The 23,867-nt window shown below is 45.9% G+C and carries 24 protein-coding genes; 3 read left to right on the top strand and 21 right to left on the bottom strand.

The window, feature by feature from the left end:
• Position 1 precedes the first annotated feature (1 nt).
• From minC to QWY22_RS07735, 21 genes are all read right to left on the bottom strand, one after another.
• The gene (gene minC, locus QWY22_RS07835; protein ID WP_300983859.1) at positions 2-667 is read right to left on the bottom strand and encodes a septum site-determining protein MinC; all 666 of its coding nucleotides are present in this window, start codon (positions 665-667) and stop codon (positions 2-4) included.
• 99 nt (positions 668-766) lie between these two features.
• Positions 767-1,312, bottom strand: a complete 546-nt coding sequence (gene mreD, locus QWY22_RS07830; RefSeq protein ID WP_300983858.1) for a rod shape-determining protein MreD — start codon at positions 1,310-1,312, stop codon at positions 767-769.
• Positions 1,309-2,193 carry a rod shape-determining protein MreC gene (mreC, locus tag QWY22_RS07825; RefSeq protein WP_300983857.1) on the bottom strand — a complete coding sequence of 295 codons (885 nt, stop codon included), beginning with the start codon at positions 2,191-2,193 and terminating at the stop codon, positions 1,309-1,311. Before mreC ends, mreD begins: the two co-directional genes overlap by 4 nt.
• Before the next feature lie 14 nt (positions 2,194-2,207).
• The gene (locus QWY22_RS07820) at positions 2,208-3,236 is read right to left on the bottom strand and encodes a rod shape-determining protein (protein WP_300983856.1); all 1,029 of its coding nucleotides are present in this window, start codon (positions 3,234-3,236) and stop codon (positions 2,208-2,210) included.
• Between the two features lie 214 nt (positions 3,237-3,450).
• Positions 3,451-4,143: a RadC family protein gene (gene radC, locus QWY22_RS07815; protein WP_300983855.1), complete on the bottom strand. Its 693-nt coding sequence runs from the start codon at positions 4,141-4,143 to the stop codon at positions 3,451-3,453.
• Positions 4,133-4,744 carry a Maf family protein gene (locus QWY22_RS07810; protein ID WP_300983854.1) on the bottom strand — a complete coding sequence of 204 codons (612 nt, stop codon included), beginning with the start codon at positions 4,742-4,744 and terminating at the stop codon, positions 4,133-4,135. The genes radC and QWY22_RS07810 overlap by 11 nt, the downstream gene beginning before the upstream one ends.
• Positions 4,745-4,942: 198 nt before the next feature.
• Entirely contained in the window at positions 4,943-5,698 is a 756-nt protein-coding gene (locus QWY22_RS07805) for a prepilin peptidase (protein WP_300983853.1), read from the bottom strand.
• Between the two features lie 76 nt (positions 5,699-5,774).
• The gene (locus tag QWY22_RS07800; protein WP_300983852.1) at positions 5,775-6,530 is read right to left on the bottom strand and encodes a pilus assembly protein PilO; all 756 of its coding nucleotides are present in this window, start codon (positions 6,528-6,530) and stop codon (positions 5,775-5,777) included.
• Positions 6,527-7,360, bottom strand: coding sequence for a fimbrial assembly protein (locus QWY22_RS07795; RefSeq protein ID WP_300983851.1), 834 nt, complete (start codon positions 7,358-7,360; stop codon positions 6,527-6,529). Before QWY22_RS07795 ends, QWY22_RS07800 begins: the two co-directional genes overlap by 4 nt.
• 3 nt (positions 7,361-7,363) lie before the next feature.
• On the bottom strand, positions 7,364-8,302 hold the full coding sequence (gene pilM / locus QWY22_RS07790; protein ID WP_300983850.1) for a type IV pilus biogenesis protein PilM: 939 nt from the start codon (positions 8,300-8,302) through the stop codon (positions 7,364-7,366).
• Positions 8,303-8,332: 30 nt separating this feature from the next.
• Positions 8,333-8,788, bottom strand: a complete 456-nt coding sequence (locus tag QWY22_RS07785; protein ID WP_300983849.1) for a prepilin-type N-terminal cleavage/methylation domain-containing protein — start codon at positions 8,786-8,788, stop codon at positions 8,333-8,335.
• A gap of 131 nt (positions 8,789-8,919) precedes the next feature.
• Positions 8,920-10,131 (bottom strand): type II secretion system F family protein, encoded by a 1,212-nt coding sequence (locus QWY22_RS07780; protein WP_300983848.1) that lies wholly within the window; start codon positions 10,129-10,131, stop codon positions 8,920-8,922.
• A 1-nt stretch (position 10,132) separates the two neighbouring features.
• On the bottom strand, positions 10,133-11,179 hold the full coding sequence (locus QWY22_RS07775; protein ID WP_300983847.1) for a type IV pilus twitching motility protein PilT: 1,047 nt from the start codon (positions 11,177-11,179) through the stop codon (positions 10,133-10,135).
• Between the two features lie 3 nt (positions 11,180-11,182).
• Positions 11,183-12,838, bottom strand: coding sequence for a GspE/PulE family protein (locus QWY22_RS07770; protein WP_300983846.1), 1,656 nt, complete (start codon positions 12,836-12,838; stop codon positions 11,183-11,185).
• A 22-nt stretch (positions 12,839-12,860) separates the two neighbouring features.
• Entirely contained in the window at positions 12,861-14,426 is a 1,566-nt protein-coding gene (locus QWY22_RS07765) for a VanW family protein (protein ID WP_300983845.1), read from the bottom strand.
• Entirely contained in the window at positions 14,416-14,946 is a 531-nt protein-coding gene (locus QWY22_RS07760; RefSeq protein WP_300983844.1) for a hypothetical protein, read from the bottom strand. The genes QWY22_RS07765 and QWY22_RS07760 overlap by 11 nt, the downstream gene beginning before the upstream one ends.
• Positions 14,947-14,980: 34 nt before the next feature.
• Positions 14,981-16,480, bottom strand: a complete 1,500-nt coding sequence (locus QWY22_RS07755; RefSeq protein WP_300983843.1) for a hypothetical protein — start codon at positions 16,478-16,480, stop codon at positions 14,981-14,983.
• Positions 16,481-16,499: 19 nt separating this feature from the next.
• Positions 16,500-16,976, bottom strand: coding sequence for a PulJ/GspJ family protein (locus QWY22_RS07750; RefSeq protein WP_300983842.1), 477 nt, complete (start codon positions 16,974-16,976; stop codon positions 16,500-16,502).
• Position 16,977: 1 nt separating this feature from the next.
• Positions 16,978-17,589 carry a type IV pilus modification PilV family protein gene (locus QWY22_RS07745; protein ID WP_300983841.1) on the bottom strand — a complete coding sequence of 204 codons (612 nt, stop codon included), beginning with the start codon at positions 17,587-17,589 and terminating at the stop codon, positions 16,978-16,980.
• A 222-nt stretch (positions 17,590-17,811) separates the two neighbouring features.
• Positions 17,812-19,515 carry a sensor domain-containing diguanylate cyclase gene (locus QWY22_RS07740; RefSeq protein ID WP_300983840.1) on the bottom strand — a complete coding sequence of 568 codons (1,704 nt, stop codon included), beginning with the start codon at positions 19,513-19,515 and terminating at the stop codon, positions 17,812-17,814.
• Between the two features lie 40 nt (positions 19,516-19,555).
• On the bottom strand, positions 19,556-20,752 hold the full coding sequence (locus QWY22_RS07735; protein WP_300983839.1) for a bifunctional folylpolyglutamate synthase/dihydrofolate synthase: 1,197 nt from the start codon (positions 20,750-20,752) through the stop codon (positions 19,556-19,558).
• 74 nt (positions 20,753-20,826) lie between these two features.
• Between QWY22_RS07735 and QWY22_RS07730 the strand changes: the two genes are divergently transcribed.
• From QWY22_RS07730 to QWY22_RS07720, 3 genes are all read left to right on the top strand, one after another.
• On the top strand, positions 20,827-21,690 hold the full coding sequence (locus tag QWY22_RS07730) for an ATP-grasp domain-containing protein (RefSeq protein WP_300983838.1): 864 nt from the start codon (positions 20,827-20,829) through the stop codon (positions 21,688-21,690).
• Positions 21,687-22,478 carry an ATP-grasp domain-containing protein gene (locus QWY22_RS07725; RefSeq protein WP_300983837.1) on the top strand — a complete coding sequence of 264 codons (792 nt, stop codon included), beginning with the start codon at positions 21,687-21,689 and terminating at the stop codon, positions 22,476-22,478. Before QWY22_RS07730 ends, QWY22_RS07725 begins: the two co-directional genes overlap by 4 nt.
• 272 nt (positions 22,479-22,750) lie before the next feature.
• Positions 22,751-23,842, top strand: coding sequence for an NAD(P)-dependent alcohol dehydrogenase (locus QWY22_RS07720; RefSeq protein WP_300983836.1), 1,092 nt, complete (start codon positions 22,751-22,753; stop codon positions 23,840-23,842).
• The last annotated feature ends 25 nt before the right edge of the window (positions 23,843-23,867 follow it).

The following is a 23,867-nucleotide window of genomic DNA, read 5'->3' as shown; positions in this document are numbered from 1 at the left end:
ATTAGCTTCCTCCTTTAAACGTTGAAATTTCCGGCCGTAAGAACCGCAATTCCTGTAAACGATCAATGATGATGCTGCCACTCTTATGTAAGTAAGCGCATTCCATTTCCGGTTGTTCCGATAATACCGTTAGCTCATCCGTCATGATTTCCAGCATATCATCAATTTGCAGATGCGTCGCTTCCAGCCACGAGGCAGCGATAACCGCGTCGCGATTGCCATTGGCTCCTGCGTGTGCGATGCCTTTCAGGCGCCCGAGGACGTAAATATTGCCGCCGGCCACTATGCGGCCGTTCGGATTGACGTCGCCTACGACAACGAGGTCGCCGTCCGCTTTGACCACTTGGCCCGAACGGACAATGCCGACGTACGTTTCCGACTGCTGTTCCAATACCCGCTGAGTGCATTCGGCAACCGTTATGATATCGCTTTTCACGCCCACTACCTGCAATTCAGTGCCTTTTTGAGTCACTTCGGTAATTTCTTTGATCTGGGCCTCAGTGCAATAACGATTGCCCAGAGAAATCTGTACTTCCGCACTGCCTTCCAGCGCAGGGTCCGACACCTTTGCCTGCAGCTCTTTCAGCAGATCGGTGTAAGAACACTGGTCGTCGAGCTGCAGTACGAGCCCTTTGTTCGTCCCTTTGATATAGACAAGATTCTTCAAAAATGTGTCACCTGCGCTTCCATAATAATAAACTACAGCATCGGCTAGCGGGCATTCAAGCTCCGCCAGCCAGGGTCTCCCGCTTGAAGAGGCGGGAGTTTATTGATTGTAAAACCGTGACAAGGTCAGGCTTTTTTTCTGTTCGAACATCCGGCGGACCATAACCGACCGGAATGCCCAGCCAAGCACGATCAAAAACAGCAAGTTCGCAATCATCGACGGCAGGAGGCGCATATTCAAAAAAGCGCCGATTGAAATCGAAGTCAGCCCAATCAAGGAGAAAAACTGATACAGCACGAATTCAAATACAACCGTCAGTGCCAATGCGATGATCGTTGCGACCACTAAATTGCGTTCGATGTTTTTCACGATGTATCCTGCAACCACACAAAGTGCAGGATACAAAAACGAATATAGTCCAATTATATCGATGAAGAACACATCATACAAGAGCCCGAAGAATAATCCGTACAGCATCGCGTGTTTTGTGTTGTGAAAAATCGACACAAAAATCAAAAACATGATCAAAAACCGCGGTACGACGTAATAATAGTCTCCATCAATCGTCAATGGCGAAAACATGCCAAACACCGGCTCCAAATAAAACAAGGCGAGGCCGATCAGCGGAATCCAGAACCGTTTCATGATTCATCATCCTTGATCACGCCGTTGTCTTCCCCGTCCACTTCCGGCAATACGCGGTCTGCGATCACCACATGGTTCAGCAATGTAAAGTCGGCAGCGGGTTTCACATAGACAAGCTGCGTCAAACCAAACTCATCAATGGTAATCTCGGTGATTTCGCCGATGACGATGCCTTTCGGGAAAATGCCGCCGAGCCCGCTGGAAGTGACTTGCTGGCCTTTTTCAAGTTTGATGTCGGCGTCAATCCGTTTCAGGAGCAATTCGCGCCGTTCCACGTCATAGCCTTCGATCAAGCCGAAGACATTCTTTTTGCCGCCGATGACCATGGCGGAAACCCGGTAGTTCGGGTTCTGGGTCGAAATCAATTCTACCGTAGCGGTGTTGGGTGTCGTCAAGGTGACTTTTCCAATGAGGCCTTGCGCCGTCATGACGGCCATGTTTTCTGATACGCCATCGTCTGTGCCTTTGTTGATAATCATTTTTTCTTCCCATTGATCCGGGTTCCGGGCGACTACTTGCGCCTGGATCGGGTTATAGCTGCGCAAATCGGCTTCTTTATCAACCAGCGTCTTTAACTCAGTATTTTCCGAGCGCAAGTCGGTCACTTCTGCCTGTACACTTGCAAATTCTTCTAGACGGGATTTCAAATACTTATTTTCTTCATATGTATTCAAAAGAGAGTCTATATTATCGAACATTCCCGTGATAAATTGGGCTGGCACGGAAAAAACCATCTGGCCAGCTCCGACGGCATCCTTGATCATTTGCTCCGGCGCCGACACATTATCGCGGTCGCGAAGCGAAAAAGAAATTAGGGCAACAAGCAGGATAACGCCGAGCAGCAGCAAAATAAGCCGCTTGTTTGAAAAAAAGTGAAACATTGCGGCAATCCTCCTTATTTATGTGATTGCTGGTATCGAAAATCTTCTATATGGTCGAGCGCTTTCCCAGTCCCGATCGCGACGCAATCGAGCGGATTTTCAGCCACAATCACCGGCATATTCGTTTCGTCTGAAATCAGTTTGTCCAGGTTCTTGAGCAAAGCTCCGCCCCCGGTCAAGACGATGCCACGCTCAATCAAATCCGCGGAGAGTTCCGGCGGCGTCATTTCAAGCGTAGATTTTACTGCATCCAGTATCGAAGCCACCGGTTCTTTCACGGCTTCGGCAATTTCTTCAGCACTGATTTCAATCGTTTTCGGAAAGCCCGTCAGCAAATCGCGCCCACGGATTTCCATTTTAACATTTTTTTCTGCATCTGTAACAGTGCGCGCAGACCCAATTGTCCATTTAATCGTCTCTGCCGTGCGCTCACCGATCGTTACATTATAAGCTTTGCGAATGTAGTGGATAATGGCAATGTCCAGCGTATCGCCGGCAATCCGGACCGATTGGCTGGCAACGATGCCGCCAAGCGAAATGACGGCCACTTCAGTCGTTCCGCCACCAATATCGACGACCATACTGCCAGTAGGTTCCCAAATCGGCAAATTTGCTCCGATGGCTGCAGCAAGCGGCTCTTCAATCGTGAACGCTTCCCGCGCCCCCGCTTGCCTGGCCGCATTTTTAATGGCCCGCTTTTCGACGGACGTGATGCCAAACGGCACGCAAATCATGACATTCGGTTTGCCCCATGAGCGGCCGGCTGTTTTCAGCGCGGTCTGCAAATAATGCCGGATCATGAGAGACGTTGTATCGAAATCTGAAATGACGCCGTCTTTCATCGGGCGGATTGCTACGATCGACGCCGGCGTGCGGCCAATCATATTGCGCGCGTATTCCCCGACGGCGACGATATCGCCCGTATTCGTATTTTTAGCGACTACAGAAGGTTCCCGCAGCACGATGCCTTGATTTTTGATAAAAACTAATGTATTGGCCGTACCTAAATCGATGCCTACATCTCTGGATCCGATTCCAAACACATCTTTTCTCCCCTTCTTTAACGCTCTTTAACGGCCAATAAACCCACCTTTTAAAAAAGGTGGAATTGTATGGGGCCGCAAAGTCCGATTCGATAAACAAACAGCCTGCAGAACGCATAAGCTCTGCGGATTGCGGTATCTCATTATAGAAAAAAAGTGGCAGTGCCGATACAATAACTCTCATTATAGCGGATAAAAACCGAAAGGAACAGCCCTACATAAATCCCTTTTCATTCAAGGAAGTAAACTGATGGTCCCCGATGATGATGTGGTCCAATAGTTCAATTCCCATGATACTTCCCGCTTCCATCAAGCGTTTTGTCACGGCGATATCTTCCGGTGACGGCGCCGGATTTCCGGACGGGTGGTTATGAGCACAAACGATTGACGCCGACGACCGGCGCACCGCTTCCCGGAAAATTTCGCGTGGATGGACGATGCTGGCATTCAAGCTGCCAACAAAAATAGTTTGCTTGTGCATGACCTGGTTTTTGATGTTGAGGAACAATACGACAAAATGTTCTTGTTTGAGCGAAGTCATGTCCGCCATTAAATACGAAGCGGCATCTTTCGGGGAACGGATGGTGAATTTCGTATCGGTTTGTTTGGAGGACAAACGGCGGCCAAGTTCAACGGCTGCAAGAAGCTGAACCGCCTTAGCATGGCCAATTCCTTTGATCGATGTCATTTCTTCAATCGTTGCATCTTTCAATCCTTGGATTTGTTCAAAATAAAGAAGCACCCGGTTCGCAAGATGCAAAACCGATTCCTGTTTGGTGCCTGTACGGAGCAGGATCGCGATGAGCTCCTGGTTCGACAAGCTCATCGCACCCTGGCTGACCAGCCGCTCGCGCGGACGGTCAGCAGCATGGACATCACGGATCATCAACGCCTGTTCAATCTGCATGCACACAGCTCCCTTCCAATGAAATATAGCCGGACAGCATCAACTTCTGCGTCAGGCTTGCCAGCGGAAATCCGACCACCGTGTTGTAGTCGCCGTCGATTTTCCGGACGAACAACCCGGACATGGTCTGGATGCCGTACGCGCCTGCTTTGTCGTAAGGATCTTCGGTGCTGGTATAGGCTTCGATCCAATCTTCCGGCAAGTCATAGAACGTCACGCCGGTGATTTCCTGAAAAGTCTGTTCGCTGCCGCCTTTCACAATCGTGACAGCGGTGATGACGTCATGCGTCTTTCCGGACAGCTCGCGCAAATATTCTTTAGCCTGTTCTTTGTTCTGTGGCTTGCGCAAGATCTCACCGTCCAGCACGACCACGGTATCTGAGCCGATGACAACGGCTTCTGGATGCTTTTTCGCCACGTCTTTCGCTTTCAGCAGGGCACATTCAATGACATAGCCCATGGCGGTCTGGAATTTGGATGGATCCGGCTCTTCTTTTAAGCTCGGCACAATCGAAAAGTCGATGCCGAGGCTTTCCAGCAATTCTTTTCTTCGCGGTGATGCAGACGCCAGGATGACCGGCGCGTTGGCTGTAAATCTCATAAAACAATTCCTCCCTTTTCTAGCATCATACCGAAAATCGCCGCAGATGAAAATTGTAGGCAAAAACGCAAAAATAATTTTTGCCCGGGTTTCGGGATCTCAAAAATGAGATTTGGATACTTTCCTGATTAGAAATCGCCTGGCTGTGCGGTTTGGGAAAATATTTTAAGCAAATAAAAAAAGATGAAGCAGTCAGCTTCATCCCCAGAAATTCATATACCAATTCAACATCGCGTCGCCCCAGAAATAGGTGATGACAGCACCAAGTGCAATGGACGGCCCGAATGGCACTGGTGTCTTGCGGTCCTGATTGCGGACGCGCAACTGAATAATCCCCGCAATCGCTCCAATCAGTGAAGCGAAAAATAAAGTCATTAAAGTACCACTTGTACCGAGCACCAGTCCAATAACGAAAAACAATTTGATGTCGCCGCCGCCCATACCGCCTTTCGAGACGATGGCAATCAGCAACAGAATGCCGAACCCGGCAGCCGCTCCGAGCAGAGCGTCCCACCATGGATCAAGCGGAATGAACAACCGCAATGCAAGTAAAACAATCCCGACCGGCAGCAACACTTTATCCGGTATCAACATATACGCAATATCCGACACCGTGATGATGACGAGCAACGAAACAAAGATCAACGCCACAACCAGTTCAGGCTGGAAGCCTAACTGCCAAAACGAAATGGCAAACAACGCTGCAGTGATGGCTTCCATCAGCGGGTAGACCCAGTGGATCTTTTCGCCGCACGAACGGCAGCGCCCCCACAGGAACAAATACGAAAATACCGGCACCAAATCAAGAGCCGTCAACTGCCGGTCGCATTTCGTGCAATGGGACGGCGGAAAGGCAATCGATTCGTTTTTTGGCACGCGCAAGCCGACTACATTATAGAACGAACCGAACACCAGCCCGAATATTGAAAAGAATGCTGTATAGGTAATGAACATAGAAACCCTCTTCACGTTTGAAATTTTTTAAAGCAAAAAGAGAAATCACAATGATTTCTCTTTGGGTATTTCCTTCTTACTGGCCGTCGGCTTCAACATTGACTTCGACGTTAACGTCAACATCTGCAGCGTCTTCAGGAGCAACTACTGCTTCTTCTTCCACTAAACTCGTGCCGTCGTTTTGCGGCAAAGGATTCATCTTGCCCGCTGGTTGCGGCGCATCCACTTTTGGCAGCGTATCAGTTAATGCGATCAAGTCTGGACGGAAATATGCGGAAAAGCTCAATATTACATCGAGTAGTTCTTTTTCCGCTTCCAACGTCGTCACTTCGTCGTTCGCTCCGAAGTCGATCGAGTCTATCACAAGAATGCGGTCCATCGACTCAATTTCTTTGATAAACGTTGTAATGCCTTTGTAATCAGCCGTTTCAAACGTAACGGTCGTTTTCACTTGCTGGAGATTTTCCAATCCTTCAACCGGAACCGGCAAAGTCACTGGTTCTTCGACAATTGTAATATCAGTCAATAGTGAATTTGAAAGCAGTTCAGCTTGTTCGATTTGCAGCACCAACAATTCCGACAAAGGTTCGATCGACACTTTTTGCTGCAATTCACTTGTGCTGATTTTTTCACCTTCCGGAAGATCTTTTAACTGTGTCTGAAGCGCAATTAATACGTCGCGTTCTGAACTTAAAGTTTGTTCCGCCTGCAATCGGGCGTCCTTAGCCGGTGCATAAACCATAAAGTAAGAATAGGCTCCGAGTGCTAGTAAAAAAACAACCGCTAAAACAATCAGCGCTTTTTCTTTCTGGCTTTTCGTTAAGCTGCTCATTGGCCAGTTCCCTCCGTTCCTTCTGGAGTGACAGGCGTTTCTTCATTGACGTCAACGTTAACTTCCGTATCAGTCGCTGGTGTTTCTGTTGTTCCATCTGCCGGTGCTTCTGCAGGTGTCTTCGTTGCAGGAGTTTCTGCTGGCACTTCTTCGACTGGAGGCGCTTCCTCTACAGGTTGTTCAGCAGTGCCCTCTGGAGGCACTTCGCCTTCGACCACTTCTGCCGGAATTCGATCATCGACGAAAATCAATGTATAAGTAGCAAGGTAACGGGGATTTTCGATTACCGCATCTTCATCTTTCTCTACCACTACAGCAGTTTCTCCCTCAGTCACCGTTTCCGTTTCTTCCAACTCTTCCTGAGCAACAGAATCCAAAGTTGCGGATGTCAGCAATTCAGAAGTCTTTAACTGCGCTAAGTAAAACGCTGCTTCCCGTGCGGTATCGAATTGCACCACCAATACCGCTTGGTCCAAGCCTGTATAGGTAAAGCTATCAAAAAAGCCACGTTCAGGTAGTTTCGATACTAAATCACTTAACAAAGGCAAAGTATCAAATTGATAACTTTCCGCCCAGTCAACCGTCACTTTCAATTGCTGCTCTTCGTTCATGCCTTGCTTCGCTTCCAGCTGCTCACGGATTGCTGTTTGTTCAGCTGCAACTTGTACCGATTGGGCCGCGAGTTCAGCACCTTCTTTTTCGTTGGCACTCGCCAGAAATGCAAAAACTGCCCATAAGATGACAGCCAATAACAAAATCGCAATTGCCGCGATAAGAAAAGCGGGACGGTCCCGCTCTTTCTGCGGCAATAAGTTAATATCGACTAACATGGATCACACCTCTTTCAGCGCAAGACCGATGGCGCGGTTAAAACGTCCGGGTACATCATCCGAATCATCAGACGGAATAGCATCAAGTACAACCGGCAAGACCGGCAAAGAAAAACGCTCTTCCAATCGTGCTTGAAGTGCGTCCCAATCGGCCGATTCGCCGTTAAAAATCACTTTCGTAATGCCGAGGTCGCCACCATTCATATTAAAACTATAAAAGTTCGCAAGCTTTTCGGACTCCTCTTCAATCACATCCAAAATCTCGTTCGGATCTTCAGAAATTATTGAACTTAGTTCCAAATCAACCGGCCGCATGAATAGCGGGAAGTGTTCATGAAATACGGAAATCGTCATTTTTTGTGATTGCAAATCAATCAGCATGACATGTTCATCTTCAGTAAAGTCATGCTGCAGATATGCCAACCGATATAATGCTAGCGGCGTGATGTCTGCGACGACCGCTTTCAGTTTGACGCGGTCCAAAACATTTTCATACTCCTGGATGACCGATTCTTTCGAAGCGATGATGATTACTTCCGGGTCTTCGGTTTCGGTATGATAGGGTACCACTTCAAAGACGGGATCTTCGAAAGGCAAGTAAAGCGTTGAACCGATTTCGATGAAGAAATGGCCTTTCAACTCATCGGGTTCAACATCTTCGGGGTAAGGTACTTTGCGGATAATAACGAATTCGTCAGGGGCGAGGAATCGGACTGACTTCTTAGAGAGACCCCACTGATTGACAGCCTTATCGAGTATCGCTTCCAGCGCTTCTGTGTCGATTATTTTCCCGTCTTCAATGATGCCGGCAGGAAGAGCAAGCTCTTCCGCACAGTTTAGTTGAAGTGGAGAATGGGATTTCAGATCGACATGACGAATCGCGTCTTCTTCTATAGTTATGGTCGCGACTCGCGCTTTTCTCGATAAAAACGATAAGGCCATTTTTTCAGCTCCTGATAAGTTTAATTATTTTTAAGGTTTTGCAGTAAAGGCAGCTGTTAACTGAGCATCAGTAATATTTGCTAATGCATTATTAGTCATATTATTAAACTGGTATGTGCCTTGATCTGTTACTACTGTAGCTGTAATTTGATTCCCTGCTGTTAATTTCTTTACTGTTGCTGTAGTAATATTACCAGCATCATCAATAAAAGGAACTAATGTGCCTGATTTTGTACCGTCAGCTGCCACCGCAATGTTTGCTGTTCCATTTTCTGGCGTACCATTCTCTGTAAAGAATAAATTACCGGCAGACAATACCATTTGCGCATCTGATACCGCTGCTTTCTCTCTACTATTATCAATAATATTCCCAATTGCTGGAATAGCAATCGCTGCGATAATTGCGATAATAACGATAACTGCCAAAAGCTCGATCAACGTCATCCCTTTTTGTTCTTTTAACTTCTTCTGAAGAAATTTCTTCATTTTCTTTCCCCCTGTATTTTACATTTTAGCACTACTTTGAGTACACCTTAATTATAACCAAAGTCACAAATTGCGCAATAGCATTTTTCATGTTTTTTAGAATTTATTTCAATTATTTTTGTTATTTATGCCTACATTTGATCCACGTTTTGGAACATATCAAACATCGGCAACATAATAGATAGGATTATAGTCCCAACTAGAGCGGCAAGAACCACAATCATTAATGGTTCAATAAGCGCTTTTAACCGGTCGGTTTCCGCTTCTACTTCTTTCTCGTAAAACTCCGCTACTTTCGCCAGCATATGATCCAGTGAACCGGTCTGTTCGCCAATCGAAATCATGTGTGGAATGAGCGGCGGGAATGCCCAATGGTTTTTCATCGGTTCGGTTAAAGACCCTCCGCGTTCCAAGGAATCCCGGGACGCCAGAATGACTTTGGACATGACGGCGTTGCCGACGACTTTTTCAGTCATCGTCATGGCCTGCAGGATCGGCACGGAACTCGAAAATAACGAACTCAAAGTCCGTGTCATCCGGGCCAATGCCGATTTTTTTAACATCTTTCCAAAAATCGGGATGCGAAGCATGATCGTATCCAAGATCAACGTTCCTTTTTCGTTCCGCTTCATCAGCCAGATGGCACCAGCGAACAACAGTGCGGCCAAGACGATCAAGTACCAATACACTTTGACGAAATCACTCGCTCCCATGACGACTTGCGTCAGCAGCGGCAGTTCGTTCCCCATACCTTCAAACATCTCCGCAAACATCGGCACGATTGATGACAGCAGGAAAATGATTACGCCAATTGCCAAAACGCCAACAATCACCGGATAAGACATCGCCGAAATCACTTTTTGCCGCGTCTGATACGCCTTGTCGTAATGGGTCGCCAATCGGTCGAGCGATTCGTCAATTGTTCCGGACAGTTCTCCCGCCCGGACCAAGTTAATGGTCAGGGGTTCAAAGATTTTTGGGTATTTGGCGAGAGAACTGGACAAGGGATTCCCTTTTCGCAGTTCTTCGTTTATTTCACTTAAGGTTTTGCGCAATGCTTTTGATTCGACTTGCTGAGACAAGATTTTTACGGCATCCACTATGGTTACCCCTGCACGCATCAAGGTCGAGAATTGGCGTAAGAACATGATAAACTGATCGCGTTTAACCGGCGCTCCGAAAGAAATATCTTTTTGAAGCGTTGAAGTTGGCACTTCCCGTATATCGATGACACGGACCCCTTCGTCCCGAAGCTTTTCAACGGCCGAGCGGCGATTATCCGCTACAATAACGCCAGAGCGTATTTTTTTCCGGTCTCGTCCTTCATATTTAAAACTGGCCATATTAGTCTTCACCTACCAGGAATGGTTGCGCAATTTGACGAGAAATGACTCCCTTTTTCAACAATTCCTGCACGGACGTCGACATCATGTGCATACCGGCTGAACGATTCGTTAATATGACGTTTGGTATTTGATGCACTTTCTCCGTACGGATCAAGTTGGCAATCGCCGGATTGTTGATTAGAATCTCAGTGGCGGCAACTCGCCCTTTTCCATCAGCTGTCGGAAGCAAGCGTTGGGAAATAACCGCTTTTAATATTCCGCCAAGTTGCGTCCGTATTTGAGCATGCTGGTTTGGAGGAAATACGTCAATGATCCGTTCCACTGTAGATGCCGCACTCGAAGTATGGAGCGTCCCCATGACCAAGTGGCCTGTTTCGGCTGCGGTAATGGCCGTTGTAATGGTTTCTAAATCCCGCATTTCCCCAACAAGGATGACATCGGGATCTTGACGGAGAGCCGCGCGCAAGCCATTGGCGAATGACTTCGTGTCAAACCCGACTTCCCTTTGATCGATGATGGACGTTCCATGTCTATGCATATACTCAATCGGGTCTTCTAAAGTAATAATGTGTTTGGTTAAATGCTCGTTCATATAGCGAATCATCGCTGCCAGTGTCGTCGATTTCCCGGAACCGGTTGGACCGGTCACCAAGATCAAACCTTGATGCGTTTCTGACAACCGCTTCAACGTATCCGGCATATTCAAATCTTCAATGGTCGGGATTTTCATGGGAATTGCACGGAATGCGTGGGAAATCGATCCACGCTGATGGAATGAGTTAACCCGGAAGCGGGAAATGCCGGGAATGGAATATGAATAATCCATCTCGCCTTTTTCCAAGAAGGTTTCCCACAGCGATTCCGGCATCAATTCCCGGGCGATCTCCTTTGTCATTTCTGGCATCAATCGTTCTTCTCCGTATTGTTTAAGCGAGCCATGCATCCGGAAAACCGGCGGAATGCCGGTCGTCATGTGGACATCCGATACTTTCATCTCAATGGCTGCAGTTAAAACAGAGTCTATATAATTCAGAGTTGTATTCATGGTTTAATCTGTCATGGCAACGCGCAGCACTTCTTCTGTCGTTGTCAGACCCTCCTTCACCTTTAGTAAACCATCGTCAATCAGGAAAATGGTCTTGTTCTTTATGGCCACTTCACGAATTTCAGCTGCCGTTCCGCCGCGGTTAATGATCGTCTTGATGTCTTCGTCGACGACCAGTACTTCATGAATTGCCATACGTCCCCGGTAGCCGGACATATTGCAGCTCGGGCAGCCTTTGCCGCGCGCAATGACATCTACCGTCAATCCGCGTTTGGCGAAAATCTCCTGTTCTCGTACAGTAGCCGGTTGTGCTTCCCGGCAGTCCCGGCACACGCGCCGAATCAGACGCTGGGCTACGACCGCATTGAGTGACGCAGTGACCAGGAACGGTTCGATGCCCATATCCATTAACCGAGTGATGGAAGCGATCGAATCGTTTGTGTGGATGGTACTCAATACTAAGTGACCGGTTAGCGAGGCACGAATCGAAATATCGGCTGTTTCTTTGTCCCGGATTTCCCCAACCATGACGATGTCTGGATCCTGCCGTAGAATGGACCGCAATCCGGCAGCAAAAGTCAATCCGACATTCGAATTCACTTGAATTTGATTGATGCCTTCTAATTGGTACTCCACCGGGTCTTCTACGGTAATGATGTTGACTTCTTCACTGTTGAGTTTATTGAGTGCGGCATATAAAGTGGACGACTTGCCTGAACCCGTCGGCCCTGAAATCAAGATGATGCCGTTCGGCTTGTCGATTTCTCGCAGAAACCGCTGCATATTGATGTCATTGAAGCCAAGCTTGCCAATATCGGTCAAGTTGGCTCCCAAATCCAAAATCCGCATAACGATTTTTTCTCCAAATACTGTCGGCAGCGAAGAAACCCGAAGATCCACTGCCCGAAGATCAACGGTTGTCTTGATGCGTCCATCTTGAGGAATCCGGTTTTCAGTAATGTCCAAATTCGCTAAAATCTTGATGCGGGCCGTCACCATTTGCTGCATCGTTTTCGGCAAGACTTTTTCGGTGCGCAAAGTGCCATCGATGCGGTATCGGACCAAAATCCGATTTTCTTGTGGATCAAAGTGCACATCGCTCGCTTTCAATGAGACGGCATTGGAAAGGATTTGGTTGACTAGGCGGACAATGGGACCGTCGATGTCATCAAGCTCTTCTTCTTGAGTCGTATCTTGCGGCATTTCTTCGAGCATGGCGTCATACGATTCTTCGTCGTAATATTTCGTAATGGTTTTTAAAATGTCCTCTTTCGAAGCAATGGCCGGTTCGATCTGGAAACCTGTGGTCAGACGAAGATCATCAATGGTAAAGAAATCGGTCGGGTCGGCCATGGCGATAAACAGACGATCCCCCTCAGCCCGAAGCGGCACCAATGATTTTCGTTTCGCAAACTCTTTCGGTACCACATTGAACAAGTTCGGATCAAATGGGTACTGGAACAATGTGACGTGCGGTATGCCAAGTTGCTTTTCGAGCGTCTCAATCAATTGATGCTCCGTAATTAGTCCGCGTTGAACCAATGCATCCCCCAATTTTTGGTCAGACTGCTTCGCATCCAACGTACCTTGAAGGTCTGCTTCTGTAATAAGCCCCAACTCGATTAAAATGTCACCCAGTCTTTTTCGCGTTCTCGCCAAATTGATTCCCCCTTATCAATCATTAAGGATTAACTAACTTCCCACTTTTGTCGTATACCGGATCTTTTTCTTTATCGGTATTTGCAGGTGTATCGTTTTGCTGATCATCTGTTTCCGAACCAGCTGCAGGCGTATCGTGGACACCGTCACCGTTCGAGTCGGTATATCCTGGTTGGCCCGGCAGTGGCGTTGTCGGAGTTGGTACTGGCATGTCATGGACACCGTCGCCATTGGCGTCAGTAAATCCGGGTTGACCAGGCTGGGGGGTAACCGGTGTTGTTACCGGCGCGTCATGAACTCCATCGCCGTTCGCATCTACAAATCCAGGCTGGCCAGGAAGCGGCGTTGCGGGGGTGGCGGGTACATCATGGACGCCGTCACCATTCGCGTCAATAAATCCAGGTTGGCCGGGCTGCGGCACAGTCGTCCCAGTTGCCGGTGCTGTTTCTGTTTTGATCAGCGGATAAATTTCAATGCGGTGTACCGGCGGGTAAAAGTCGGTCGAAACTGCATCGACTTTTAATTCTTTGCCGTCTTCCCGAACGGAACGAAGTACATTGATCCGAACCCCTTCACGCCCTTTTTCTCCGATCGTCGAACCTTTTGTCACAAATGCGCTGTATTGTTTAACCAAGCGAGGTTTGATTTTTTGTTCACCACTCGCTAAAATTTCGTATTCATAATTCAGCGGATAACCGGTAAGCATCGCTGTCAGCGAACCGTTATCCATGGATAGATTTAATGTAAATGAGCTGTTGTTGGTGTTCGTAAATACAAAATCGATGCCAAGTGTACGATTGATGGCTGCTTCTTGGCCAAGTGGAACCGCTGCAGGAGCTTCGGCTCCGATGCTTCGTTCATCTACCGAAAAATTCGTTTTCAACACTGCCGAATAAATTGAAGAAGCGATTTCTGTCAGTTCTGCATCGGTTATGTTCGCAAGCTTTAAAGCATTCACAAAATCCAAAAAAGAAAATTGACTGGCTGGCGCAAGCTCGAGCCCGTTTAACGCATTAACAACTGCCATTGCTTCCCCATCTTTTAATGTATGCGTAATCGTTGCTTCCGATACAATTTCACGCGGAACTTCCAGCGTATCATCGCTGATGGCAACGCGTGTTTGTGTTTGGCCATCAGCTAATGCTGTTTCTAATTTATTGGTGATGTTTTCTATATCTGCCTCCGAAAACAGGGCAGACGGAAATTGCTGTGCTAAGAAAGTTTGAGTTGTTTCGGGTTGCAATTGAAACACGAAATTATTTTGTGTTCCACTTTGAGCTTGAGCAATGGTTTCATCCAATAAAATTTCGGCATTCTCTAGCGGATAGCTCGCTGTTGCATCTTGATAAGTTACCAGAAGCTCCGAGCTCGTCCGCCAAGAGTCCACTTGGCCCACAAATAGTTGTTTGGCTTGCTCATGTTCCAAATTCGACACATCGGTTGTTCCGATATACGTATTGTCTTCGAATTCTTCCGTCGGGAAGATCCATGTGTCGACTGCCATTGCCCCCGCATTAGCTACTCCAAAAAATAACAATGCTGATGCGAGTACAAGTGCAAAGGTAATTCCGAATACTTTATTGTTCACCTTGATCTTCCTTCCCGACTGATTTAATCGATTGCATGCCGAACGGTTTTGCCCCAACGAGCTCTTTGACGCGTTCCGGCTCTTTTTCCATTTGTGGCATTTTCACCGGCTCCGGCATTGAAATTTTTTCCGTCACCTGAATGGTTTCACGCACGTTTGTGGCTTGATCTGCAACCTCATTCTTAATAGGTGTTGGTTCTGGTGCAGGATGCAAAGAAGAAGCAGTCGAAATCATTTCTTTCCGACGCGCCTTTCGCTCTTCTTCATCTCTTTCTATTTCTTTCTGTTCTTTTTCCAGTACCTTGATATAAATCAGTGCAGCAAGAAGAGAAACGGCGACAATCGCAAGCAATGACATATACCATGAAAAACTGGATTGCATCAATACTCCTATAGTTGCTGCTGCAAGAGCCCCACCTGCAAGAATCATTCTTCTAGTGAGTGGTACATCTCTAAATCCGAAGAATGCGATAGATAATACAACAGCTGAAATGATAATTAAAAATAATAGTTGAATCATAAAATCCCTCCTAATGCTCCACTAATTTCCTCGCTCAGTAATCGACTTCAAAATCAAAATCGGTATCGATAACGACAGGCGACGAAATAGGAACCGTTTGTGTGCTCTTAATAGCGATTCCGCAGTTATTAATAAATTCCCCATAGTTGGCCGCTTTCTTCACATATAAAGCTGTTCGATTTGCTGCGTCCACTCCTGTAAGTGAAAAAGTTTTTCCTGTAAAGGAATAATAAATAATTCTTCCGCTATTGGTCACTTCTATAGTAGAAGCAAGCCGGTCCAAATCGGACTGGCGAATCTTGTCTATATCCATACAAAGGTGAGTGTAATTGTCAATTTGAAATTGCCCTACTACATGTAAACGCGCATCGTTTCCTGAATCGTTCCCAAGGACCATCAAATTGGTATAGTAAAGATTTTTAATATTCCCACCGATATACAGTTCTTTTAATACAATCGTTTGTTTGGACATGTTTTTACCTAAGTTATTCATGTTTTGGCCTGTTGTTAATGTTCCATTAATAATCAAATTACCGTTTACCAGGTTGTTCATATTGCTTGAAACGCCTGTATCTGTAGCTTTCACAACCACGTTAGTTCCTAAGAAATCGATTGAGTTGCAGTTAGACGAACAGACATTTTTTTGAAAGTCATCAACATGCACCCAAAAATCCATAGGATTTTTTTGAGCTGCTGTAACTTTGGCAATAAATGTCGCCAGTTTTTCGTCTCCTGTCATCTTGCATTCAAATGGAGCTATTGCGGTATTTGCTTTGACCTTTTCTAAAAGGGCGTCACAGGACAGTGTAGGAGGAACCGACTTGAAAATATCAACATATTTAGCATCTTCTTTGCCTGCAATAATTTCCTGCCCGACATTATAAACTTCGCCTTTATTCAAAAATGAATCAGGAATATTAACGGTGAATAAGGAATTCAAAGTTTTAGTGGAACTCACAGCAGCTCCTTTAACCTCGACTTTCACTTCTAATTTGCCATTATGGATGATTTTATCGACCAGTATGCTGCTTATGTTTTCAAGGTCACTTGCTGTATGCGTGACATTTAGCAAGTTCCATTTCTGCGGTGCGTAATTGGTTGAAGTAGAAGTGAATGGCATAGTTTGCGTTCCATTGATTTTGATTAATTCATTGACTTTTGTTAAAACTTTATTCACATACAGCTGTTTCATTTGAAGATCAATTTTTTGTTCCCACGCCTTTCTTTCGGCCGACGTATCACATGCTTCTTTATTAGTAGCGTATAAACAAGCGACAATCTTATCGAGTTCTAAGCGGGTTTGATTCAGCACTTGCTGTTTGATCAAATCCAATGACCTTTCGAAATCTGTCGAGTAATAAAGAATGCCCATTTCAGCGGCTGCAACAGATTGGTTGGAAATATCTACTGTTTTTTCCTGCTTCGCGTTGCTTAAAGTGCCGGACATAAAAGTCGCAGAAATCCCTAATATGAGCACAACTAGTAAAAGAACAATAACCAATGCATACGCCTTATCGTTTTTTACATACTTCATTGTCATTTCCCCTTTAATCCTAATCGGTTAAAATTCTGGTTAAAGTCGTCTGAACTTCAACAGATCGTGAGGGCTTAACAGGATCCGCGACTTTCAACATCAGAACTACATGCTTCTTTTCCGGGTCAATTTTTTCTGCCGCATTCCATTCTTCAAACTTAACGCCATTGATGGTTCCACTGTACAAAAAGTTATTGTCCGTTAGTCGAACAAACCCCGTACAATTTATATTGGCAGGATCCAACTCTGTACATGTATTGGTTTCCAGATGGTCCTCAGCCATTTGAAAGTAATAATGATCACTCCGCCGGTGCTCATTGCTCAACTTTGTGACGATTATATTGGCATCTTGCTGCAATTGGGTTTTAGTGGTTTCTGCTGCTGTATGTTTAAAGCCGATTGATAAAGCTGTCCAAGCTACTGTTGCTATGATAGACACTAATGCCAACGCTGCAATTAGCTCAACTAATGTAATGCCTCTTTGATCTAACTTCATATTAGCTCCCTCCTGTAACAACAGGCGGTTTCTTTGCTATATAACGAATATAAGAATACGTTTCACTACTCATTCGATAACTGCCATCAGGAGAATTTTTATTACTGAAAACTTTCAAATGAATCTTGTACAATTTGGTACGGTCATTTTCAGCACAAGGCACTTTGGTCCCCGTCCCTGACGAAGCTTGTGCTAAAAAGGGGTCACATTGAAGATAGATATCTGTTTCATATCGATATTCGCCTTCACGCTTATATCGTGAGAAAGATGTTCCTGAATAAGGTAAATTCTCAATTGAAGCTGCAGCGTCATGGGTATACCCTAAAATCTCCATTTCAAGTTTAATTTTTTCTTTCTTTAAAAACTCAGGTTCTAGCGAAGTAGGATCGTTTGGACTCGTTACCAGTAATTTCTGCCATTTGGAAACAGTTAATATAGAAGCCATCTCTTGTTTCGCTAAATTCATGGTGTCAAGCTTTGTTTCAGTGCGAGCATTAAACACTGTCATTTGCGGGAAGATGGTTAAGATGCCGATGAAAAAAATGCCAAGAATAACTAGTGCAGCTAAAATTTCAACTAAAGTTAACCCCTTCTCATTCCAAGCCTTTTTCATAGCCCTCTCCTCCACAAACAAATGGCATTATTTTTACATTTTTTTACTATTATTACCCCTTTTTAACCTACTTGCTATTATAAGCTTATTATTGCATTAAATTTATAATTTGGCACCACTTATTTACAGTAAAATCTATTCTTTTTACTAATAAATTAGAGAATACATGTATTTATAATAGGAAAAAAGACCGTAAAATGGTTTAACCCTCATTTTACGGTCTTATTTCGAGTAAGCTGCAACTTTATTTCGCCCGGCTTGTTTAGCTCCAATATACAACGCACGATCTGCATTGCGCAAAAGGGCGTTCGGTTCATCGCTATCATCTGGTGCTGTTGACACACCAATGCTTAAAGTAATATGAATGTTTTCGATACTGCGTTCCATGTCTAAATCGCGTTGAATTTGAAAATCATGCATTTCAATTTTCTTACGGAGATTTTCTGCAAACAACAGCGTAAGATCTTTGCTATAATTTTCAAACATGATAACAAATTCTTCTCCGCCGTAGCGGGCAACAATTCCTTCTTGTCCAACTTCCGCTTCTAAAATTCTAGCAAGACCCATTAATATATCATTTCCGCTTTGGTGGCCATATTCATCATTAATCGCTTTGAAATGATCAATGTCCACCATCACAAGCGATAAATTTCCTATAGCTCCAGATTTAACTTTTTCCATACTTTTCTCTAATGCTTCATCTAAATAACGATAATTGTAAAGCTTTGTCAAACCACATCGTTCACTTTTGGCAATTGCTTTTTGAACATAACCTGCTTTTTCAAGTGACACAGCAAAATATGTGCTTAAAAAATCCAGTATTTTTAGCTGATGGCTCTTGAAAGCATACTTCTTTTTGGATGCCAACATCAAGACACCTTCAATTTTGCTATTCCGGGCAATCGGTGTACACATGATGCTTTCAGTCTCGTTCGGGATATATCCTGTGACAATATCTTGCCATTCATTTTTTTTGTTGTAAATGATAGGTGCGTTGTTGACAATGACACGGCCAGCAATCCCTTTGTAATAACGAAGTGGCGGAATCTCTCGATGTTTAAATTCCTGATGTTCAAACATGCGAAGCATTAATAGACTTCCACCTCTGTAATCTATCACATAAGCATAATCAACATTGAACATTTCGGATACTTGAATGACAAATTGATCAAGTACTTCATCAGCTGTCAGCCTTGCCGCTAGCTGATGGCCAATTTCCCCTGCTTTTTGCAAATCATTGTTGATCAGTTGGGTGTTGTTGTAAAGTTTCATCACAGCAGTCATGATGAGAAACGGGATGCCGAGTAAGAGCAGCGCCGAAACGCCGATGTAAGCTTCTGAAATATACAATGCGATGGCATACGGGAAGAGAATGAGCGTCAATGCAAAGTCCCATAAGGCATCAATAGAGAAGAATTTCGCCTGGCTGCCCGTCAAACGATCATATGAGTAGTAAATGATCTGATTGGAGAAAACAGACACCAACTGGAAGATCAATCCATAAAACAGAATGTGCAGCAAATCAAGGGAACCGATTTTGCCCCCTGCGCCTAAGTAGGCTAACCCTGAAAAACAGGAGATCAGGAAAAACATGATCGAATTAAACGGAATCCGCATTGTCATCGGTTCGTCGGTCCGGCTTCTGACCATAACGATTAACATCATCAATTGTGAAATTAGAATTTCAACAAAGATGCCGTATTTCAGAAAGACGGCGATTGTCACCCATTGAACGAGATAAGTTGAAGCGCCGTTGATGTTCATTGGCATCAAGCAAGTAAGAACGAAAAAAAGCACATATGCTGCCAAATGCCAGGGGTCTATTTGAGGCGTCGGAAAGATCTGATGGACTAAATATAGTCCGGGCGGCACAAGCAGCAGCCAGAAGATCCATAAAGCCCAGCGGTTTTTGCTGATACGCGTCATTTCTTCACCCCCTGTATGTCTGTAACTGCAGCTTTCTTTCTCATTCAACAGGTTCTTGGTAGTTCTTAAACATGTTGAAATGATTGTTTCGAAGCGCGGACAGTAAGTAAAGCGAGCCCGTGACTATTGTCACTACCTCTTCTTTTGATACAGGTAATATATCACAATTAGTTATAATTGTCTTTATTTTACTTCTACTTTCTTCAAACAAAATTTTGGCAGGCAGTGCACGTTCATTGTCAAAGTCGATGAACGTAAAATGGTCGCTGATTGTTTCCAGCTGGCGCAGGATGTTGGCGTATGATTTATCTTTCATCAGCGCCATGACGATTTGAATTTTTTTATCGGGATAAACTTCCTTTATGGTGTCAACGAGCGCGTTGACGCTTGCTTCGTTGTGCGCGCCGTCCATAATGAGATTCGGATAGACTTCTTCAAAGCGGAACGGGATGAACGCCGAAGCCAGTGCCGTTTCCGCTAAGTTGTGGTTGAATTTCAACAGCAGCATTTCTTTCGCCGCTTCGAGCGCCAAGCCGGCATTTTCTTTTTGGTGCCGGCCTTTCAGCTTCAATTCGGTGTTGATTTGTTTTTGGGGCTGAATCAGTTCGGCATGCAAGGCATCTGCTTCATCCCGGATGACCCGTTCCGCCGCTTCCGGCAAGTTACCGATGATGATCGGTTTCCATTTTTTTATAATTCCAGCTTTGTGCCAAGCAATATTTTCCAGTGTGTCGCCTAAAAAAGCCGTGTGTTCATACGAAATCGATGTGATGATCGATAGTATCGGATTGATGACGTTCGTGCTGTCGAACCGTCCGCCCATCCCTGCTTCGATAATGGCGATATCCGGTTGTTTTTGTTCAAAAACCAAAAACGCTGCAGCTGTCAACAATTCAAAATCGGTCAGCGGAGTTTTGATATCGGCCAAACGGGACATTGCTTGATCCATGTCTTCTTCGGTCACCGCTTTGCCGTCTACCTGGATCTGGTCGTGCAGGTCTTCGATTCCCGGCGAAAAGAAATTGCCCACGGTCAATCCGTGTTTGTGCAGGATGGCGGATAGGAAAGCGCCGGTCGAACCTTTGCCATTCGTTCCGGCGATATGTATAAAGCTGATGTTTTGATGAGGATTGTTTAATTCCGCAAGTGCGGCGGTGATGGCTTGAAGACCTGGTTTGATCGAAGCATCTGTTTGGATGTTCCACTTGTTCTTATAGAAATTGAGTCCATTTATCATGATTTCGGCCTTCCTTCCCCGGTAAACGTGATACACTTTTTTTAAGTTAATTATAGCATGAAGGTGGAATAGAAATGACAACATGTTGGGTGATCTATAACGGAAGTTTGGTTTCGGATAAATTCGCGGACCAGGCTCATTTGGTAGCAGAAGCGGCACAACGCGCAGGCGTTGAAACACGTATAATGAAGAATTATGAAATTCTGATGGATCTGGAGAACGATGCAGCGCTGCCCGATTTTGCGGTGCTGCTCGATAAAGACATCCTTCTTGGGTATTTCCTGAAAAGCCGCGGGGTGCCGGTTTACAACGACCCGGCGATTATTGATCTGTGCGACAATAAAGCCACGCAGTACATCCAACTGGCCGCATCGGGACTCCCTATGCCGCGGACGATTATAGCGCCGAAAGTCTACCCGAATTTCTCGATTTTGGACTCCGGCTATTTTGAACGGATTATCGAACAATTGAAGTTTCCGATGATCATTAAAGAAGGCCACGGCTCGTTCGGCATGAAAGTGTATTTGATCGAAGATAAAGCAGCTTTTTACGAAAAAGTGGAAGCGCTTCGCGGCATCGATTTTGTGTTTCAGGAGTTTATCGCTTCGAGCCGGGGCCGCGACATCCGCGTCAATATCGTTGGCGGCGAAATCGTCGCTTCGATGTACCGCCATTCGGAAACAGACTTCCGGGCGAATATCACAAACGGCGGGAAGGCGTCTCCTGTCGGGTTGACGGAAATCCAGAAACAGATGGCACTCGATGCGGCGGATGCTGTTGGCGCCGTTTTTGCCGGCGTGGATTTGTTGTTTGGTGAGAATGAGGAGCCGCTTGTGTGCGAAGTGAACGCAGCTGCCCACATCCGCAACATCCTGAATGTGACCGGCGTCAACGTGGCGGATGCCATGATCGCTTATATATTGGAGGACTTGCGATGATTGTTTTGTATGACACTGCAGATGCGGTGCGCAATGCCGGGTTTATCCAGGAGCTGCAGAAGTTCGGGGAATTCCGGCTCGTGCAGTGTAACGATTGGACAGAAGAGGGTTTATTGGGTTTAGCGGAGACTCTTCAAGGCCAGCTTGTGCTGTTTCGGGTGCGCTGTCCGGAAGCTGCGCGCTTTTTGGAAGACCGCGGTGTGTTTCTTGTCAACCGGGCAGAAGTGAACCGTGTGGCCAATGACAAATGGCAAAGCTTTCAACTGATGCAGCTGCTCGGCGTGCCAGTGATTCCGACTTACCGGGAAGCGCAGGCATTTCCTTGTGTGGTGAAGACAGCGGACGGGCACGGCGGGACGGAAGTTGCGATTGTGGAATCTTTGGACGAAATTCCGTTTGAGTCGGAATCGCTCGTTTTTCAGCCGGTGGTGGACCATACGGCGGATGTGCGCGCCTATGTCATCGGCAACGAAGTGGTCGGTGCTGTAAAGCGGAGTTCGGTGGATGGGTTCAAAGCGAACTACTCGCTTGGCGGTTCTGCCGAGAAGTACCTGCTTTCCGCGGCACAGGAACAAGATGTGCTGAAAATTGCACGGGCGCTAAACGGCGATTACATCGGCGTGGATTTTTTGCTGCTGCCAGATGGGCTTCATGCGTTCAATGAAATCGAAGATCCGGTCGGTGCGCGATCATTTTATGAAACGCATGATGAAAATATTGCAGAGTTGCTGGTGGAACATTTGAGAAAAATTGAAAAAGAACGGCCGTTTCGGCCGAAAGAGAAATAAGTTATCAGCCTGCTTTTTGCGGGCTTTTTTTATTGGATTCTCTTCCTTGAGTAGTATTTTTGCAGTTTCGGCCTGAGTTACTACCTTTTTTTATGAGTTGCAACCTTTTCATACTGAATTGCACCCTCTCCCTCGTGAATTACACCCAATTTCATCTGAGTTCCAACCTAATTACTATGAAGTCGAATTTTACACCGGTTCATTATCTAGGACTAAGCTTCTCAAAAGCGGGTATCTTACTAATTGGACAAAAAATTACTAGGAGGGATTCGATGAAGATTCAAGCAGCGGTAACACATGGGTTAGGAGAAGAGTTTAAGTTTGAGGAAGTGGAACTGGGCGAACCGAAAGACCATGAAGTGCTTGTAAAAATAGTCGCTTCAGGGGTTTGCCATACGGATGCCGTGGCAAGAGACCTTGGATTGTCTCCTTTCCCCGCGGTCCTTGGCCACGAAGGATCTGGGGTTGTGGAAAAAGTCGGGTCAGCAGTGACTTCGATTGAAGCCGGGGACCATGTTGTGCTGTCATTTGCCTACTGCGGACACTGTGAAAACTGCCTGACGGGACATCCTACGGTTTGCCTGAACTTTAATGAGCTGAATTTCGGCGGCAAGATGCAGGACGGCACAAACCGGATTCATCACCATGACCACGCCGTTTCCACTTTTTTTGGCCAATCGTCTTTCGGCACGTTCGCCGTGACGAATGAACGGAACGTCGTGAAAGTCGACAAAGAAGTCGATTTGACTTTGCTTGGTCCGCTTGGCTGCGGCATCCAGACAGGCGCTGGGACCGTACTGAACCGCATAAAGCCCGAATTCGGTTCGTCGATCGCCGTCTTTGGCAGCGGGGCTGTCGGATTGAGTGCGGTAATGGCAGCGAAAATTGCCGGCTGCCTCAACATCATTGCGGTCGACATCCATGACAACCGACTGGAACTTGCCAAAGAACTGGGTGCTACGCATACATTGAACGGAAAAATTGTGGATGTCGTCAACGAAATCAAAGAAATTACGGGCGGCGGCACACATTACGCAGTAGAGACGACCGGTGTCCCTCCGGTTGTGAAACAAGCCATCCATTCATTGCGTCCTCTCGGTTCCTGTGCCATTGTCGGAGTGACACCGGAAATCACGTTTGATGTCCACAACGACATTATGGCGGAAGGCAAAACGGTGATGGGCGTCATCGAAGGCGATTCAATTCCGCAAGTCTTCATTCCCCAACTCGTCGCTTATTACAAACGCGGCATGTTCCCTTTTGACAAGCTGACTAAAGTGTATGAGTTCGAACAGCTTAACGAAGCGTTCGAGGACTCCAAAAATGGCTCGACCATCAAACCGATTGTGAAAATCGGCCAATAAAAAAGTGGTCCTGGAATTCGTTCCA

Source organism: Planococcus liqunii (assembly GCF_030413595.1).
GTDB lineage: Bacteria > Bacillota > Bacilli > Bacillales_A > Planococcaceae > Planococcus > Planococcus liqunii.
The sequence above is the reverse complement of the archived record's forward strand: the minus strand, read 5'-3'. Positions and strand labels throughout refer to the sequence as shown.

Bases quoted from the DNA above. Each gene is read 5' to 3' on its own strand.
- QWY22_RS07740 (WP_300983840.1), bottom strand. From the start codon at position 19,515: ATGACGCGTATCAGCAAAAACCGCTGGGCTTTATGGATCTTCTGGCTG.
- radC (WP_300983855.1), bottom strand. From the start codon at position 4,143: ATGCAGATTGAACAGGCGTTGATGATCCGTGATGTCCATGCTGCTGAC.
- QWY22_RS07730 (WP_300983838.1), top strand. From the start codon at position 20,827: ATGACAACATGTTGGGTGATCTATAACGGAAGTTTGGTTTCGGATAAA.
- QWY22_RS07760 (WP_300983844.1), bottom strand. From the start codon at position 14,946: ATGATTCAACTATTATTTTTAATTATCATTTCAGCTGTTGTATTATCT.
- mreD (WP_300983858.1), bottom strand. From the start codon at position 1,312: ATGAAACGGTTCTGGATTCCGCTGATCGGCCTCGCCTTGTTTTATTTG.
- QWY22_RS07780 (WP_300983848.1), bottom strand. From the start codon at position 10,131: ATGGCCAGTTTTAAATATGAAGGACGAGACCGGAAAAAAATACGCTCT.
- QWY22_RS07805 (WP_300983853.1), bottom strand. From the start codon at position 5,698: ATGTTCATTACCTATACAGCATTCTTTTCAATATTCGGGCTGGTGTTC.
- mreC (WP_300983857.1), bottom strand. From the start codon at position 2,193: ATGTTTCACTTTTTTTCAAACAAGCGGCTTATTTTGCTGCTGCTCGGC.
- QWY22_RS07750 (WP_300983842.1), bottom strand. From the start codon at position 16,976: ATGAAGTTAGATCAAAGAGGCATTACATTAGTTGAGCTAATTGCAGCG.
- QWY22_RS07810 (WP_300983854.1), bottom strand. From the start codon at position 4,744: ATGAGATTTACAGCCAACGCGCCGGTCATCCTGGCGTCTGCATCACCG.
- QWY22_RS07735 (WP_300983839.1), bottom strand. From the start codon at position 20,752: ATGATAAATGGACTCAATTTCTATAAGAACAAGTGGAACATCCAAACA.
- QWY22_RS07800 (WP_300983852.1), bottom strand. From the start codon at position 6,530: ATGAGCAGCTTAACGAAAAGCCAGAAAGAAAAAGCGCTGATTGTTTTA.
- QWY22_RS07775 (WP_300983847.1), bottom strand. From the start codon at position 11,179: ATGAATACAACTCTGAATTATATAGACTCTGTTTTAACTGCAGCCATT.
- QWY22_RS07785 (WP_300983849.1), bottom strand. From the start codon at position 8,788: ATGAAGAAATTTCTTCAGAAGAAGTTAAAAGAACAAAAAGGGATGACG.
- QWY22_RS07720 (WP_300983836.1), top strand. From the start codon at position 22,751: ATGAAGATTCAAGCAGCGGTAACACATGGGTTAGGAGAAGAGTTTAAG.
- pilM (WP_300983850.1), bottom strand. From the start codon at position 8,302: ATGGCCTTATCGTTTTTATCGAGAAAAGCGCGAGTCGCGACCATAACT.
- QWY22_RS07755 (WP_300983843.1), bottom strand. From the start codon at position 16,480: ATGAAGTATGTAAAAAACGATAAGGCGTATGCATTGGTTATTGTTCTT.
- QWY22_RS07795 (WP_300983851.1), bottom strand. From the start codon at position 7,360: ATGTTAGTCGATATTAACTTATTGCCGCAGAAAGAGCGGGACCGTCCC.
- QWY22_RS07725 (WP_300983837.1), top strand. From the start codon at position 21,687: ATGATTGTTTTGTATGACACTGCAGATGCGGTGCGCAATGCCGGGTTT.
- QWY22_RS07745 (WP_300983841.1), bottom strand. From the start codon at position 17,589: ATGAAAAAGGCTTGGAATGAGAAGGGGTTAACTTTAGTTGAAATTTTA.